The organism is Vreelandella sp. 162(4c) (genome assembly GCF_058152265.1).
On the sequence record NZ_CM176981.1, the window covers coordinates 4,293,150 to 4,309,250 of the forward strand.

General features: G+C 54.4%; 17 protein-coding genes. 8 read left to right on the plus strand and 9 right to left on the minus strand.

Going from position 1 to position 16,101, the window contains the following annotated elements:
- Positions 1-16: 16 nt before the first annotated feature.
- Positions 17-964, minus strand: a complete 948-nt coding sequence (locus AC4EYZ_RS19725; RefSeq protein WP_474191948.1) for a D-2-hydroxyacid dehydrogenase family protein — start codon at positions 962-964, stop codon at positions 17-19.
- 122 nt (positions 965-1,086) lie between these two features.
- On the opposite strand from AC4EYZ_RS19725, the gene AC4EYZ_RS19730 reads away from it, so the two are divergent.
- The 5 genes from AC4EYZ_RS19730 (at position 1,087) to AC4EYZ_RS19750 (ending at position 6,471) form a co-directional block, all read left to right on the plus strand.
- Positions 1,087-1,701: a flavin reductase family protein gene (locus AC4EYZ_RS19730; protein ID WP_490203973.1), complete on the plus strand. Its 615-nt coding sequence runs from the start codon at positions 1,087-1,089 to the stop codon at positions 1,699-1,701.
- A gap of 318 nt (positions 1,702-2,019) precedes the next feature.
- Complete coding sequence (locus tag AC4EYZ_RS19735; protein WP_474191846.1) at positions 2,020-3,141, plus strand: ABC transporter substrate-binding protein; 1,122 nt, start codon at positions 2,020-2,022, stop codon at positions 3,139-3,141.
- Positions 3,142-3,186: 45 nt separating this feature from the next.
- Positions 3,187-5,286 carry a methyl-accepting chemotaxis protein gene (locus AC4EYZ_RS19740; RefSeq protein WP_474191845.1) on the plus strand — a complete coding sequence of 700 codons (2,100 nt, stop codon included), beginning with the start codon at positions 3,187-3,189 and terminating at the stop codon, positions 5,284-5,286.
- 111 nt (positions 5,287-5,397) lie between these two features.
- The gene (locus AC4EYZ_RS19745; RefSeq protein ID WP_022522546.1) at positions 5,398-5,967 is read left to right on the plus strand and encodes a DJ-1/PfpI family protein; all 570 of its coding nucleotides are present in this window, start codon (positions 5,398-5,400) and stop codon (positions 5,965-5,967) included.
- Positions 5,968-6,108: 141 nt separating this feature from the next.
- Entirely contained in the window at positions 6,109-6,471 is a 363-nt protein-coding gene (locus tag AC4EYZ_RS19750) for a ribbon-helix-helix domain-containing protein (RefSeq protein ID WP_022522547.1), read from the plus strand.
- Between the two features lie 29 nt (positions 6,472-6,500).
- Here AC4EYZ_RS19750 and AC4EYZ_RS19755 read toward each other — a convergent pair whose 3' ends face one another.
- Positions 6,501-7,268 carry a DUF1499 domain-containing protein gene (locus AC4EYZ_RS19755; protein ID WP_474191844.1) on the minus strand — a complete coding sequence of 256 codons (768 nt, stop codon included), beginning with the start codon at positions 7,266-7,268 and terminating at the stop codon, positions 6,501-6,503.
- A 111-nt stretch (positions 7,269-7,379) separates the two neighbouring features.
- Between AC4EYZ_RS19755 and AC4EYZ_RS19760 the strand changes: the two genes are divergently transcribed.
- Entirely contained in the window at positions 7,380-7,739 is a 360-nt protein-coding gene (locus tag AC4EYZ_RS19760) for a hypothetical protein (protein ID WP_474191843.1), read from the plus strand.
- On the opposite strand, the gene AC4EYZ_RS19765 is transcribed toward AC4EYZ_RS19760, so the two are convergent.
- Together AC4EYZ_RS19765 and AC4EYZ_RS19770 are read right to left on the minus strand one after the other, a co-directional pair.
- Entirely contained in the window at positions 7,736-7,969 is a 234-nt protein-coding gene (locus tag AC4EYZ_RS19765; protein WP_022522550.1) for a DUF3820 family protein, read from the minus strand. The genes AC4EYZ_RS19760 and AC4EYZ_RS19765 overlap by 4 nt on opposite strands.
- A gap of 32 nt (positions 7,970-8,001) precedes the next feature.
- Positions 8,002-8,886, minus strand: a complete 885-nt coding sequence (locus AC4EYZ_RS19770) for a LysR family transcriptional regulator (RefSeq protein ID WP_474191842.1) — start codon at positions 8,884-8,886, stop codon at positions 8,002-8,004.
- Positions 8,887-9,020: 134 nt separating this feature from the next.
- Here AC4EYZ_RS19770 and AC4EYZ_RS19775 point away from each other — a divergent pair, with 134 nt between their 5' ends.
- Positions 9,021-9,446: a VOC family protein gene (locus AC4EYZ_RS19775; protein ID WP_273191500.1), complete on the plus strand. Its 426-nt coding sequence runs from the start codon at positions 9,021-9,023 to the stop codon at positions 9,444-9,446.
- 48 nt (positions 9,447-9,494) lie between these two features.
- Here AC4EYZ_RS19775 and AC4EYZ_RS19780 read toward each other — a convergent pair whose 3' ends face one another.
- Positions 9,495-10,388, minus strand: coding sequence for an AraC family transcriptional regulator (locus tag AC4EYZ_RS19780; RefSeq protein WP_474191841.1), 894 nt, complete (start codon positions 10,386-10,388; stop codon positions 9,495-9,497).
- 221 nt (positions 10,389-10,609) lie between these two features.
- On the opposite strand from AC4EYZ_RS19780, the gene AC4EYZ_RS19785 reads away from it, so the two are divergent.
- Positions 10,610-11,671, plus strand: a complete 1,062-nt coding sequence (locus AC4EYZ_RS19785) for an NAD(P)-dependent alcohol dehydrogenase (RefSeq protein WP_474191840.1) — start codon at positions 10,610-10,612, stop codon at positions 11,669-11,671.
- Positions 11,672-11,800: 129 nt separating this feature from the next.
- Here the strand turns inward: AC4EYZ_RS19785 and lnt are convergent, their stop codons facing one another.
- From lnt to AC4EYZ_RS19805, 4 genes are all read right to left on the minus strand, one after another.
- A complete protein-coding gene (gene lnt, locus AC4EYZ_RS19790; RefSeq protein WP_474191839.1) occupies positions 11,801-13,282 on the minus strand; it encodes an apolipoprotein N-acyltransferase in 1,482 nt (493 codons plus the stop codon).
- A 63-nt stretch (positions 13,283-13,345) separates the two neighbouring features.
- Complete coding sequence (locus tag AC4EYZ_RS19795; protein WP_009288231.1) at positions 13,346-14,245, minus strand: CorC family transporter; 900 nt, start codon at positions 14,243-14,245, stop codon at positions 13,346-13,348.
- 179 nt (positions 14,246-14,424) lie between these two features.
- Positions 14,425-14,910 (minus strand): rRNA maturation RNase YbeY, encoded by a 486-nt coding sequence (gene ybeY, locus AC4EYZ_RS19800; protein ID WP_474191838.1) that lies wholly within the window; start codon positions 14,908-14,910, stop codon positions 14,425-14,427.
- Complete coding sequence (locus AC4EYZ_RS19805) at positions 14,907-15,986, minus strand: PhoH family protein (RefSeq protein ID WP_009288233.1); 1,080 nt, start codon at positions 15,984-15,986, stop codon at positions 14,907-14,909. The genes ybeY and AC4EYZ_RS19805 overlap by 4 nt, the downstream gene beginning before the upstream one ends.
- Positions 15,987-16,101: the final 115 nt, after the last annotated feature.

Consider the following 16,101-nt stretch of genomic DNA (forward strand, 5'->3'; position numbering starts at 1 on the left):
GTTTTAGCGCGCCCGGTTAGCCAGCTAGGTTGTTAACGGGCTGACCATTAATGTAGGCCAGCAGGTTACTGAACGCATCGCCAAAGTAGAGCTCGTAGCTATCCTTTTCCACATAGCCAAGGTGTGGTGTGGCGACCAGATTGGGCAGTCCCAGCAGTGAGTTTTCGAATACAGGTTCTGCATCGAATACGTCTACCGCAGCTTGACCGGGTCGCCCGGCTTTTAATGCTTGTTCCAGCGCCCCAGGCACCACTAGCTGAGAACGGCTGGTATTCACCAACAGAGATGTGGGCTTCATCTGGTCTAGGGTTTCAGCGTTGACGATACCGCGAGTATCGTCGTTTAAACGAAGGTGTAGGCTGAGCACATCCGCACGCTGGAACAAATCAGCCTGATTTTTGGCTACCTCTAGTCCAGCATCTGAAGCGCGCTGGCGGGTGCCTTCTCTTCCCCACACCAAAACGTTCATTTCAAATGCCTGGCCATAGCGCGCTACTAAGCTGCCGATTTTGCCATAGCCAAAAATGCCTAGGGTGCGGCCTTTAAGGCCCGTGCCTAAGGTACGCTGCCAACGGCCCGCTTTCAGGTTCTCGACCTCTGCGGGTATATGGCGCATCGCGGCAAGCACCAAGCCCCAGGTTAATTCTGCCGCCGCATAAGGCGAGCCGGTTCCCGTCATGACAGTGATGCCATGGCGGCGGCAAGCCTCCATATCCACGTGCGCTGCACCGCCACCCGTTTGGCTAATGACTTTCAGGTTGGGCAAGCGTTCAAGCAGGGCGGCCGTGATCGGCGTGCGTTCACGGATGAGTATCAACACCTCGGCATCCTGAAAGCGCGCGCTCAATGCGTCCAGGTCGGTAAGCGTATCGTGATAAACCGTTACCTCTTGGCCTTCTAGCTGCTTGAAAGCGTCTAAACTGCGCACACAGTCCTGATAATCATCGGCAATGACAATCTTCATCGAATCGGTTCCTTGCTGAGCAGCATATGTTTGTAAAACGCGTCTATGCTGGCAATGCTGTTGTAAAGTGATAGCTGTTATAGGTTGATAATACGCCTAAACCCATTACTCAGGAGTCAAAAATGAGCGATTACCTATTAGATGAATCCCCCTTAAGTCCCGGTGTGATTTATCGTTTGTTATCCGGCACTGTTTGCCCCCGGCCTATTGCCTGGGTGTCTACCCAGAATAAGCAAGGAAATGCCAATTTGGCGCCATTTTCCTTTTTTAACGTGGCCAGCGTGAATCCACCGGTGCTGGTGTTTTCTCCACTGCTGAATGGTAGCGGCGAACTTAAAGACACCGTGCGCAATTTAAAAGAAGTACCTGAATGTGTCGTACATGTGGGCAGTGAAGGATTGATAGAAGCGCTCAATACCACTAGCGCCAGCTTGCCGCCAGGCGAGGATGAGTTTGCGCTGGCCGACCTTGAAAAAGCTGAGATGCCTGGGGTCAACGTGCCACGCATTGCCAACGCTCCCGTGGCCTTTGGTTGCAAACTATTCGATATGATTCGCTTTGGTGACCAGCCTCTAGCAGGTACTTTGGTGCTGGCTCAGGTTGTCTCCATCCATATTGACGATTCGCTGTGGGACGGTCGCCATGTCGATATGGATCGACTCAAACCTGTTGGCCGACTTGCAGGCAGTGATTACATCCGTATCAGTGACCGTTTCGCCATCGAAAGACCTGCTTAAAAGCAGAGTTTTGCGCTAATTGCGGGCGTGACATCAATTGTTACAATCTAAGTAATATTTGTTACTTAGCAACCGACGATAATTAATCTTTAGTCGTATATCCTCCCGCCGATAGAGATAAGAACTGGTTGGTGATTTCGAACGCGTGCGGTGTTAAGCATTGCACGTATTCGATATCGCCATTTATGTAGTGGGAAAGTGATCTAGCCAGCAAGGAGCAGATCAATGCAACGATTGGGAATCGGGTTGTTAATAAAAGTCTTGTCAAAAAAGGCCTTATTAAGAAAATACTTATTGAATATAGTATTAGCAGTGGGGATGTTTGTTCCACTTGTTGCACAGGCAGAACTGAGTTTCGGTATTGTTGCTCCTTCCAGCGGTGGGGCCGCACCGCTAGGATTGGGTATGCAAAAAGGTATCGAGACCTACTTTGCCGAAGTCAACGAGGCAGGCGGGGTTAATGGTGAAACCCTGGCGTTAATTGCCCGGGATGATCAGTACAAACCGCTGCAGGCCGCCAGTAATACCCGACAGTTGATTCAAGAGGATGAAGTGCTAGCGGCGATCGGAAATGTCGGCACTCCGACGGCCACCGTTACTATTCCCATCTTTAACGAATATGAAACGCTGCTGTATGGCGCTTTTACTGGCGCGGGTGTGCTGCGCAAGACGCCACCTGACCGCTACGTGATTAACTACCGGGCAAGCTATGTACAAGAAACCGCCGCCATGGTGGACGGGCTGTTGGAGGCAGGTGTTTTGCCCGAGGAGATCGCCTTCTTTACCCAGAACGATAGCTTTGGCGATGCAGGATACAACGGCGCCACCCAGGCATTAACTGCCCATGGCGTCGACAATATCGGGGCACTGGCTCATGGCCGCTTTACTCGCGGTACACGTAATATTCACCAGGGTTTAGCGACCATTCTGGAAGCGCCAGTAACACCACGCGCCATTATCATCGTCGGTACTTACGGCCCCGCAGCTGACTTCATCCGTGAAGCGAAAAAGGACCTACCTGATACGCTATTTCTGAACGTTTCTTTTGTGGGCAGCCAAGCACTTATGGATGAACTTGGCGATCTGGCGGAAGGCGTCATTATTACCCAAGTCGTGCCCCCGCTAAATGCTGACCTGCCCGCCGTTGAGGCCTACCGCAAAGCGCTGGAAACCCATGCCCGAGGTAGCGAGCCTGACTTTATTTCCCTGGAAGGTTATTTGGCGGCAAAACTCTTTGTTGAGGGCGTAAGAGCGGCCGGTGCTAACCCTGACCGTGAGGCGATTGTGGATGGCCTGCTTGGCTTGGGCACGATTGATATTGGTTTGGAAGAGCCGTTGAGCTTGGGGCCAAATGACCATCAAGCCAGTGATGCGGTATGGCCAACCATTATTAAAAACGGCCGTTTCGAGTCGGTGGAATGGGCAAGCCTGTTGCCCTAAAGCTTACGTTACCTGTCTGTCCCCTGACACAAGTGAAAACAGATAATGAAAAAAACCTTAAGTATTCGAGCGATGTTGATCAGCCTGTTCTTAGCCGCAGTGCTAGGCGCTGTGGTGCTGGCGGCAACCGGTTGGACGACCAACCAACGGCTAATCGACTCACAGCGTTATATTACCAATGAAGTATTGCCGCTTCAGGATGCCAGCATGGGCATGGTGCTTACCATGGGGGCATTTGGTCAACGCCATGCGGATTTGCTTGCCGCAGAAAGCGTGACTGATCTAGATGAGACCACCTCTCAAGCGGCACTGGATGAGCGTTTTAATGATGCACGGCAAGGCCTCCATGGGGTTGATCAAGCGCAAGGGTTGAGTGAGCTGGATAGCCACTATCAAGCATTGCTGGAAGGAGATACGGCGCTGGAAGCCGTTCGCCGCGAAGAGCTGAGCCTACAAACCCAGATGGCTGAGCGCATCAGTGCAATGCAAGCGCTTATTTCTCAAGTAATACTAAGTGCCGAAGATATTGCCGGGCGGACGGCGCTAGCACAGGTTCGCAGTGACCGTGAACAGCGCGAGTTAGTGGAAGCCTGGCGCGAAGATGGCATGACCACGTTACCGACCCAATTGCTCGACAATATGTTTACCGCGCAAGCGGACATCGGACGCCTGAGCGGCAATGCGCGCATGGCATTAGCGCAGCTGTCAGATCTTGGCCGCCAGATGATGCAAACGACTAGCGTCGATGCGCTGGTCAATTTGCGTCACAATGAAATTGCCCAGCAGGTGGGTCTAGCTCGCCAATCACTGGCGGCGATCGCCGACGCGCCTAGCACCGAAGTAGACCAGCGCGCGCAAATCAGTGATCTAGACGATGTCATCGTAGAGCTGGATGGGTTGATGGTATCCGATGACAACGCTGTCTATGAGCTGCGTTTACAGCAGTTAGAGTTAAACGCCCAGGTGCAAGCGGCGCTCACTAATGTTGCCCAAGCCATGGCGCAGATGCGCACGGCGCTGAGCGACGTGGAGGCATTTACCGTGGCTCAGGCGGACAGCGCCGCGACCCAGGCCGAAGCATTAGCCAACGCCGGGCGTTCACTGCTGATTATGGTTACTCTGGCGGTCATCGCGCTGCTTGCCATCTTTGGCTGGCGTACCATGGTGCGTGTATTGGGCCCGCTAGTGGCGATGCGCCAGCAAATGGAGAGCATCAGCGGAACCGCAGGAGAAAACGCCGACCTTTCCAAGCGTCTTGAGCTTAAGCGCAATGATGAAGTGGGCCAAACAGCCCAAGCGTTTAACAATATGATGAATACTTTTGAAGGCATGGTGGCACAAATCCGCGAAAGTGCCGAAGCCATCGCGGCCAGCAGCCGACAAATTGCCGCCGGTAATGAAAACCTCTCCCAGCGTACTGACCAGCAGGCAGCATCGTTGGCGGAAACGGCTTCAAGCCTTGAGCAGATCACGGCCACGGTGAAACAGACCGCTGATTACGCTGACCAAGCCAAAGACGCTAGCGGTAATGTTGACCAGCGCGCCCGTGCCGCTGGTGAGGTATCAACGCGCACCACGGCGGCAATGGGTGATATCCGCGAGGCGAGCGAAAAGATTACCTCGATCATCAAAGCCATTGACGATATCGCTTTTCAAACCAACTTGCTGGCGCTCAATGCTTCTGTTGAGGCAGCGCGAGCGGGTGAGCAGGGCCGTGGGTTTGCCGTAGTGGCCCAAGAAGTGCGCAAATTAGCGGGACGTAGCGCCGATGAAGCAGCCCAAATTCGTCATTTGGTAGACGACAGTGTCGCCAAGGTAAGCGAGGGTGAGCAACTGGTAAACGCCTCAAGCAAACACCTGCAGGAAATCATTGATAGCCTGGGAGAGGTGACGCGCTATGTTACCGAGATTGCTGGGGCGACCCATGAGCAATCTGCTGGTATTGATCAGATCAATCAGGCAATTTCGCAGCTGGATCAGGTGACACACCAGAACGCCCGATTGGTGCAAGAAGCGACGACTGCCAGCCATACGCTGGATGATCGTGCCGGTGATATGCATTCACTGGTAGGGCGCTTTCGGGTCGGCGACGCGGCAGGGCAACGGCATCTAGCGCTTCCGCAGCAGGAGAAAGTGACTCAGTAGTAAGCAATTACTACCTATTGTCGGAAAGCGCTTGCTAGTCTCATCTAACACGCCCTGCGTGTGCTCAAACACTCGATCAATAACCATAAGATAACCAAGAGGAGCACTGAGATGAGCAGCAAGCGCATTTTAATGATCACCGGCGATTTCACTGAAGATTATGAAACCATGGTGCCATTTCAGGCACTTATGGCAGTCGGCCATCGTGTCGATGCAGTTTGCCCTGGGAAAGCCTCGGGCGATACTGTGGCGACAGCGATTCATGACTTCGAAGGCGATCAAACCTATTCCGAAAAGCCCGGCCACCGTTTTGCCCTGAATGCCGATTTTGCCAGTATTAACCCCGCCGATTACGATGCCCTGGTAGTGCCTGGTGGACGTGCGCCTGAATATCTTCGTTTGAACAAAGAGGTGCTAACCATGGTTCAGCACTTTTTTGAGACCAACAAACCCGTGGCGGCGATTTGCCACGGCGCTCAGTTATTAGCCGCTGCAAAAGTACTGGAAGGGAAGCAGTGCTCCGCTTACCCGGCCTGCCAGCCGGAAGTAGAGCTTGCGGGTGGCCACTTTGCCAACCTGGAAGTGACCGATGCGGTAACCGATGGCAACCTGGTCACCGCCCCCGCATGGCCTGCCCACCCAGCTTGGCTGGCGCAGTTTATGGCGCTACTGAATAAGTGAGCTTGGCCCACTAACCTAACGAAATTTGCGCCCAGCACCCGCTGGGCGCTCTTGTTTGCTGTGCCAATAATTGCCGCTATGCTCTAATCAGAGGATTCCTGATAATACGTGTGGTTACGAACACTCCGAGAGACAGCGCCTATGTGTAAACTGTTTATTCAAGCCGACCCAGAGCTGTGGCGCAGCGCGACACACTCGCTACGTATCGATGGCATGGTTACCAGCGTGCGAATGGAAAATTACTTCTGGCACATTCTCGAAGAGATTGCCCAGCGTGATGGAATGAACACGGCCCAAATGATTACCCGGCTTTATCATGAATCTATCGACGCCGGGCACGACTTGGGTAACTTTACCTCGTTTTTACGCGTTTGCGCTCTGCGTTATCAAGCGCTTCAATTGACGGGTGATATTCCTACCCAGCATCAAGTGCCTATCGCCACCCTGGATGCTGAGCAAATTTTAGCGCGTGAGGGCGGCAAAACGCGCGACCCATTGCATTAATAAGAGAGAGTAGGGCGATTATGAAACGGTCACTCAAGTCGCGCTTCCAGCGCCGTTAAAAATTTTTCAATACGCGCTGCGTTGGTGCCCACGTCGCTGGCACCCAGACGTGATGCCGAGCGCATATCCACCTGTACTCCGTTCTCAAGCTCGGTTAGGCGAATGACCACATCATCCTCAAAGCCAAACCAGCGCGTGGTCGCGGTGGCTTCTATGTGATTGTCAGTAATTCGTGCGATCCGCCAGCCAGCCTCTTCGGCCTCAGCTTGTGCGGCAGCGAGTACCATTTGTGGGGCCTCGTCCAAGACCAGCGGCTTGATATAAGGGTAGGCTGCTTGCTGCTGCTGAGCGGTGGCATCGCCCGGGTAGTCAACCGCGTTAGGCGCCGCTTCTCGTGCGTCAGCTAACGCTTCAAAGACAGGAGGGTTCTGCGTATCGGTGGTGATGTCGTGAATTGCGGGCACTTGTTGAGCGCGTTGCCAATGCTGCCAGGGTACGTAAAGCAGTGCAGCAGTGGCGACGATAACCAGCGTGGCTATTAAGGCGGGCCTAGAGCGATGAACCAGCAGGCTAAACAGTAGCGTGACAATACTGACCGCGACTGCTCCTCCAGCGGCATAAACGCCGTTACGGAGTAAGTTGAACGCCTCGTCTAGGCTGATAAATTCGCCCCGATAAGCAGGCCCGGAGCCCGCCATCATTAGGGTCGCCACCGCTAGCAGCAAAATGGCTAAGCCAGCTAGCACGCCTGGCCAACGGCCTCCACTAGGGCGTACCGTTGTTAGTCGCGTTACCATGTTCTCTCCTTATCACAGCGTATTTCGCTATTCTTAGCACAACTATTTCTTAGCACAAACACTGGGTCAATGGGCAATGTGAACGTGTTAAAACCTGACGATAGGATGTATATGACCGATAACGTTGCCGCGCTTCGCCAGTTACTGCTCAGCGCACCGCGTGACGCCCTGCCAATGACATATCAGCAGGTGGCTAGCGCGCTAGCGCTAACACCGCCGCGGACTATCGCTCAAGTCACTCAGGCGTTAGAGCAGTTAATGCGCGAAGACGCCGCACAGCAGAAGCCTTTCATCGCAGCACTGGTGGTCAGCCGGCGAGGCGGCGGTTTACCTGCGGCTGGCTTTTTTGAACTAGCGGTCACCTTAGGCCGCTTTCCTGCGGATACCGCACAGCACGAGGCCGCTTACCGTGTTGAGTTTCAGGGTGCCCTTGACGAGCGTGAGAACGCAGATAAAAACGTTCAGCCTTAAGTTTCGCCACGCTGGCTAGGTGTTTTTCGCAGTGGGTCAAGCAACGGGCCAAGTCCATTATGATCAATTTCGTGCATCAGATGCAGCAGTTGGCCAATTTCCCCGGAGGGAAACCCCTCCCGAGCGAACCAGTTTAAATAAGGGCCGGGAAGGTCAGCGATAAGCCGACCCTCGTACTTGCCAAAGGGCATGGTACGCGTCACTAGCTTTTCCAGATCCTCTGGTTTCATGCAGTTACTCCTTTGATATTGAACGAAACATGTTAGGCGCCATTATCAGGCCGCTGAGCGATTTCGCCAATCAATTGGGCCAGCGCCCGGGCGGGTTCGCTCAAATGGCCGCTACTGGGATGTATCAGCCCTATGTCGCGGTGAAAGGTGTGTTCGCCTAAATCAATCGCACGCACTTTCGCTGGCCAGGGTTGCTGTGCAATCGCTTGGGGCACCAGAGCAACGCCTACCCCTTTGGCGACCAGTTTAACGATGGCCTCCAGTTCATCCACTTCGCATACTTCACGTACATTGCAGTGATTGTCGCGTAGAAAGCGTTCGACCTGCCGTCCTCCAAAGGAAGCACGGTCGTAGCGGACAAATGGCTGGCGGGCGATCAGCTCCTGCCAGTGATCGCCCTCAATATGGCGCGGCACGATTAAACGAAATGGCTCGTGGGCAAGGGGCGTCCAGCGTAAATCGCTGTGCAGTGAAAAGGGCGGGCGAATAATCACCGCCATATCCAGCTCCCCAGCGTCGACTTGATTCACCAGCTCCATGGAGAGCCCTGGCACCACGCGGGTGCGGCATTCGCTATAGGTGTGATGAAAGCGCGCCAGCGCATCGGGCAGTAGCGAGCGCTGTATGGACGCGATGGCCCCAATGTTGACCCGTTGAGTGGTGGCTTGGCCTGCAGTCGTCGCACCCAGTGTGCTGTAGAGGGTGAGCAGTGCATGAGCTTGCTTTAACGTTTCCTGCCCACGCTGCGTCAATATGGCGGTACGCCCTTTACGCTCAAACAGTGGGATACCCAACTCTGCCTCAAGGCGTTTCATTTGTGCGCTTACCGCCGCTTGAGTCAGGCCAATTTTGTTGCCCGCTGCGGCAAAGGTGCCTTCCTGTGCTACCGCAATCAGCGTTTTTAGCTCGCGGATCATTGATCAATCCTTTTTGTGAATCAGCTAAATAGTTATTGATTTTATTTTCCCATGAGCGGCCCTAGGATTAATACAGCGGGGCTGCATAAAGTGCCTGCTAACCCTCATAAAACCCAATAATGTGGAGAATGACCATGAGCCTTTCACCCTTTCATCTGGCGATACCTGTTTACGATGTAGCGCTGGCGCGGGCGTTTTACAACGATGTATTTGGCCTGGAAGAGGGGCGTTCCAGCGAGCAATGGGTCGACTTTAATTTCTTTGGCCACCAACTGGTCATTCATGAGCAGCCCAAAACACCGGGGCAAGAGAGCGCCCACACTAATCCGGTAGATGGGCACAACGTACCGGTGCCGCACTTTGGCGTCATATTAGCGTGGGACGAGTGGGAAGCCTTGGCCGAGCGCTTGAAAGCGCGCGATACACAGTTTGTGATTGAGCCCTACATTCGCTTCAAAGGCGAGGTAGGTGAGCAGGCCACCATGTTTCTGCTCGACCCCTGCGGCAACGCGCTTGAGTTCAAGGCGTTTAAAGATATGAGCCAGGTTTTTGCCAAATAAATTTTGCAAAATAGACTGTGCCAAATAAGCCCTGCATTAAATTTCGTTTTAAGCTCGTAACGCTTGCTCCTGACGGCGATGTTGAAGCGGGGGCTCACCAAAGTAGCGTTTATAGTCGCGGCTAAACTGAGGCACGCTGCGGTAACCCACCGCCGCAGCGGCCTGATTGACGTTGTGATTGTCCTGTAACAGCAACTGCTGCGCTTTGATTAAGCGCAACCGTTTTAAGTATTGGGCCGGCGACGAGCGGGTAATTTGCTTGAAGTGCTGGTGAAAGGTCGACGGGCTCATATGGGCCTGTGCTGCCAACTGCTCCACGCTAAAGTCGTCGGCAAAATGGGTGTGGAGCTTAGACAGCACCTGCACGATACGTGAGTAATTACCGTGCCCTAATACCAACGCCCGTAAAGCGGGCCCCTGTTCTCCCTTCAGCGCTTCAAACACCACATCGCGAATACGAGCGTTGCCCATTGTGTTGCGCTCAATGTCAGCATGTAGCGCGTTGGCCAAGCGCAATACGGCCTCCTGCATGCCCTCTGTCATGGCCACCGAGGCCATCGGCAGCGGAGCCAATGCGTTATGACCGGCATCGCCCATGGCCGTCACCATCTCGCTTAATAGCGCCGGATCCAGGCGTACCGATATACCCAGTAACGGGGCTTCCGGTGAGCCGTGGGTTTCGCACTCAAAGGGCAGTGGTAGCGTTTGCACTAAGTAGTGGCCGGGGTCGTAGTGGATTTCGCGATCACCCAGATAACCCATTTTGCGCCCCTGGGCAATGATGGTCAGGCTCGGCTCATAGAGCAGTGGCGTACGTACCTGATGGCGGCTTAAACAGAGTAACGACACGCCGGGTAGCTGCGTGTTATTGATTCCGTCGCCTTTAACCAGTGGCGCGATAACGGCAGCTAGCGCATTGCCAGCCTGAGCGGTGGAGGTCATGAGGGTTTCTCTCGGGTTTCTGGTGGTTTTTGTATAATCATAACGATTTATGCCCATTTTTTGTTATTTTATTACGTGGTATCGGAGTATTTGGCAAAAATGACGTAGCTTCGTTCATCGCTATCACCACTGAATAGGCCAATACTATTGGCATGCCTCGCACGCGAGGGAAATGTCTGCTGATTTATACGGCAGTCTTTTGCTGATAAGGAGTTTCACCGATGAGCCAAGCATTATCCTACGCCGCATTTGCCAACGATAAGCCCTTAGCACCGTTTACTTTTGATCGTCGTCAGCCGCGCCCCGATGACGTAGCCATCGAAATTCTCTATTGCGGCGTCTGCCACAGCGACCTGCACTTTGCTCGCAATGACTGGGGCATGAGTCAGTACCCCGTCGTGCCCGGCCATGAGATTGTCGGTCGCGTGACCTCTGTGGGCGATAAAGTGTCGCGTTTTAAAGCCGGTGACCTGGTGGGTGTGGGCTGCATGGTGGATTCATGCCGTACCTGTGCCGCCTGTAAAGACGGCGTAGAGCAGTACTGCCTGGAAGGCTTCACCATGACTTACGGCAGCGAAGACCGCCAGGATGGCACCATGACCCAGGGTGGCTACTCCGACTCCATCGTGGTGAGCGAGCACTTTGTGCTACAGATGCCCGATGGTATTGATCTGGCCTCAGCGGCGCCGATTCTCTGCGCCGGTGTAACGACTTATTCGCCGCTCAAGCATCACGGTGTGGGCAAAGGCCATAAAGTCGGTGTCATTGGTATGGGGGGCTTAGGCCATATGGGCGTTAAATTGGCCAAAGCGTTGGGCGCTGAAGTCACGGTGTTCACCCGTTCCGATGCCAAGGTTGAAGAAGCCAAGCGTAACGGTGCTGATCACGTGGTGGTCTCCAGCGACCAGGCGCAGATGGATGCCGTGGCTGAAACCTTTGATTTCATGCTCGACACCGTACCTGTCCAACACGATCTAAACCCCTACCTAACGTCGCTGAAATATGACGGTACTCACATCATTGTCGGCTTGCTAGAGCCCATTGAGCCTGCCATTGAAGCGTTCAATTTGGTCTTTAAGCGTCGCGTGGTGGCCGGTTCGCTAATTGGTGGCATTGCAGAGACCGAAGAGTTGCTCAAGCTGTGCGCCGATCAGGGTATTACCTGTGATATTGAGATGCTCGATATCAATAATATTAACGAAGGCTTTGAGCGCATGGAAAAAGGTGATGTGCGCTATCGTTTTGTGATTGATATGGCAACGCTGAAAAACAGTGCAGCCTAAATGACGGATTGACGAGCTGCCTATCTAGCCACTCAGGTAGGCAGCTAGCTTGAGTAAAACAAAACGGCCCGAGTCCTGCAGAGGACTCGGGCCGTTTTGCTAGCTAGCCGCTTTAGCGGCTATGGCGTTTCAACTTCGTGGTTGGCGTGTGGCTCTTGCTGCCATTACGCCTGGCAAGAGCATCAAGCCTGCTAACAACCAAGCTGGCCAGCTACCCAAACGGGTGAAAGGCGTTAGACCCTCCATGGCGTAAAACTCACCGGTGAGCATAGTTGTCTCAAACTGCGGAGCGCGTTCAACAATGCGCCCATTGGGATCAATAATAGCGGTAATGCCGTTGCTAGTGGCGCGAACCACATAGCGTCCATTCTCTAGCGCGCGTAGTCGTGCCATCTGCAGGTGCTGGTGGGGGCCAATTGAGGCACCAAACCAAGTGTCGTTAGATACCGTCATGATCACACCGCTGTCTTGGGCGCGGCGGGCGACCAACTGTGGGTAGATGATCTCGTAGCAAATAGCGTTACCAATATGAATCCCGGCGGCCTGCATCGGTGTTTGTTCATGCTCACCTTTGGTAAAGGTCGACATGGGCAGGTCAAAAAAATCAATTGCCCCGCGGAGTACACTCTCCAGCGGCAGGTACTCACCAAAAGGCACCAGGTGTTCTTTCTGGTAGCTGCCCTCTACGTCGCCTACGCCAATCACGCTATTGAAGTAGCGCCCCTGTTCGTCGCGCTGAACGATGCCGGTGAGTAGGGCGACGTCGGGCGGCAGGTTCGCTTGCACCCGCTCCAGCACCGGGCGAGCCTGGGTCTCCATCATTGGCAGGGCGGTTTCTGGCCAGATGATCAGGTCAACCTCATCAGCGACTTCGCGGGTGAGGTTGCTATAGGTATTCGCCGCCGTGCGCTGCCCTTCGGGCGTCCACTTCAGCAACTGCGGCAGGTTGCCCTGTAGCAGTGCCACGCGCGTGGGGTCGTCCACAGGCGTGGTCCACTGATGGGGGAGTGCCAAGGGAATTAGCCAAATAGCCGCCAGTGGCGCAAGTGTCCACCACTGACGGCGCAGCAGTAGTTCAGCGCCAAGCGCACCGCTAAGTGCGACTAGCAGCGAGAGCAGGTAGACGCCGCCAACGGGTGCCCAGGCAGCCAGCGGCGAGTCGACGTAGCCAGAGCCCAGCAACAGCCAGGGAAAGCCGGTAAACAGGTAGGTGCGTAGTACCTCGCCCAGTACCCAGGCGCCAGCAAAGCTGATAAACGCAAGCCGGGCGGAGGTGAAGCGCCGGTACAGCCAGAAAGTGCCGGCAAAAAACAGCGCCAGAATCGTCACAAACAGCGCGGTTAGGAAAACGGCTAACGGTACGCCGGTATAGCCATAGTCGTGGATAGAGACGTACACCCAGGAGGTGCCGCTGGCGAACAGCGCCACACCGTATAACCAGCCCTTCAGGGCCGCCTGGGCGGGGGTTAAAGTGTGCAGGCCCACATAGAGTAAGCCAATGGCCACCGGGCCAAGCCACCAAAGCTCAAAAGGAGAAGCCGTTAGGGTGGTGAAACCGCCCGCCACCAGGGCGGCAAGCAGCTGTAACAAAAACGCGGGGGGTAAACCCATAGCGATAACCTATCTACGGTAAAGTGCGAGGGAGTGGAGAGAAAACAGCGCGACAACAAGCGCCTAGGCTGGCTTGTTCTCCTGGTCATCATCCTCTTCGTCATCGCGGCGGGTGTCGCGATAGGCTTCGAGTAGACGGATGCGTCGGGTGTCGGCATTGAGAATCACAAACCGCCAGCCGCCCAGAATGGTGTGTTCACCGCGCCGCGGTAGATGGCCAAACTGCTGCATCACCAAACCGCCAACGGTATCGAACTCATCGTCAGAGAACTCGGTGTCAAAGCGTTCGTTGAAATCTTCGATGGGGGTCAGTGCGCGAATGGCGTAGCGGCCATTCTCTATTTCGCGGATATCGTCCTCTTCATCGGTATCGTGCTCATCTTCGATGTCGCCAACGATCTGCTCAAGAATATCTTCGATGGTGATAATGCCCGCGGTGCCGCCGTATTCATCCACCACCACTGCCATGTGGTTGTGGGTATCCCGAAACTCTTTGAGTAGGCTGTTTAGCCGTTTTGATTCAGGGATAAACATCGCGGGGCGCAAAATGTCATCTAACTTGAACGCATCACGCTGGGCCTGTGTCTGGGAGAGCAGGGGAAGTAAATCTTTTACCAGCAGAATGCCTTTTACATCGTCCAGATTTTCGCCAATCACCGGGTAGCGGGAGTGGCCGGTTTCCTGAATCAGTGGTAGGTAGCCGTCGCTGGTTTGATCCAGAGCGATGGCTGAGACCTGGGAGCGAGGTATTAGCACTTCACGAACCTGCTGATCGCTGATATCAAGCGCCCCTTCGATGATCATAATGGCGTCTTGATCCAGCTTTAATTTCCCTGCGGTATGGCGTAAAAACGTCATCAGCTCATCGCGTGAGCTGGGTTCGTCATTGTCTCCGGAAAGGGCGCCAAAGAGTTTCTCGAGCCAGGATTTTTGATTGGGGTTGCTCGATCGGTCTTCGCTCATGCGTCAATTCTCTCGTTTGCGGGCAGACAGTTGCTATCTCGTTGACGAAATCGTTGTATAAACCATGTCGTCAGGTAGCTGTTTTATCACTGAAACGGGGGATAGTACCAGATTAGTTGTTACGTGATTTAACGCACTCACCGTTAAATAATAAAGAGGTAAGGGGATAAGCGTTTTCCCTATTGAGCGGGAGGGCTGTCAGCATACGGATCAGGAATGCTTAGCTCGGCTAACAGCTCGCGCTCAAACTGCTCCATTTCCTCGGCCTCGTGATCATCAATATGATCGTAGCCCATTAAATGCAGGATGCCATGCACGACCATATGAGCGTAGTGGTGCTCGATCAGCTTGTTTTGCTCGTTGGCTTCTTTGGCCACCACGGCATGGCAAATCACCAGGTCGCCGAGTAACGGTAAATCCACGCCCGGCGGGCTCTCAAAAGGGAATGACAGCACGTTGGTGGTTTTGTCTTTGCCGCGGTAATCACGGTTGAGCGTTTGGCTTTCAAGCTCATCCACAAAGCGAATAGTCACTTCAAGACGCTGATCGTCAGGGTGGTGGGCAAACACACAGCCCACCCATTGGGTGAGCTGTGCCAGACTGGGTAGCAGTGGTTCGTCAATCGCCGCCTGACGATCAACGATGACTTCAATGGCCTCGCTCATCGCGAACTATCCCATGCGTCTTCGCGTGCCTGCATACGTGCGTCACGCTCTTGCTGGCGTGCCTCGCGGCGGGCACGCTCTTCCACTTCCTGCTGGGATTCGAACATATCGTAGGCTTCGATAATGCGCTGTACCAGCGGGTGGCGTACCACATCCTTGGCGGCAAAGTGGGTGACGCCGATGCCTTGAGTGTCTTTCAACACGTCGAGCACCTGAATCAGCCCTGAACGCTGGCCTTTGGGTAGATCGACCTGGGTCACGTCGCCGGTAATCACTGCGGTGGAGCCAAAGCCAATCCGGGTCAGGAACATTTTCATCTGCTCCGGGGTGGTGTTCTGGCTCTCATCCAGAATGATGTAGGAGTTATTGAGTGTACGGCCACGCATATAGGCCAGCGGGGCAATCTCAATCACCTGACGCTCAATCAGTTTTGCCACCTGCTCGAAGCCAATCATTTCATACAGGGCATCGTAAAGGGGCCGCAGGTAGGGATCGATTTTCTGGGCCAGGTCTCCGGGCAAGAAGCCAAGTTTTTCACCCGCTTCCACCGCCGGGCGCACGAGCAGGATGCGGCGTACTTCCTGTTGGTTGAGTGCCTCAACCGCGGCGGCAACAGCGAGGTAGGTTTTACCGGTACCCGCAGGGCCAATGCCGAAATTGATATCATGTTCACGGATACTTGATACGTAGCGCTGCTGGTTGAGCCCGCGCGGTTTGATCATGGTGCGTGGGGTGCGCATGATCACTTCATCGCTGCTGCCGACGCCGTCAGCTTCCTCTTCCAGCGCTTCAAGCCCAGACTCTTGCAGGAACAGGTGCACAGTGTCGGCCTCAAGCTCGCTCGCCGCTGTTTCGCGATAGAGGTGTTCCAACACGTTCGCCGCTGCTTTAATGCGGTTGGCTGGGCCCGCCAGTTGGAACACATTGCCCCGGTTGCGCAGCGTCACATCTAGGCGGCTTTCAATCAGCTTCAAATGCTCGTCCTGCTGGCCGCAAAGGCTAGCAAGGCGCTGCGGATCATTGGGTTCAAGGCTTAAGGTGATGATGCGATTGGCCTGAGGTGTTGGCTGGCTCAAGAGTGGGGAACCCCTCGTTAGTGTGTGTATCGTTCAGCTTACTGCCCCACCAGAAGCGGGGCAATGATCTATGCTAACTGAAAGGTACTTTATACAGTACGGTGCCGAGAGCAGG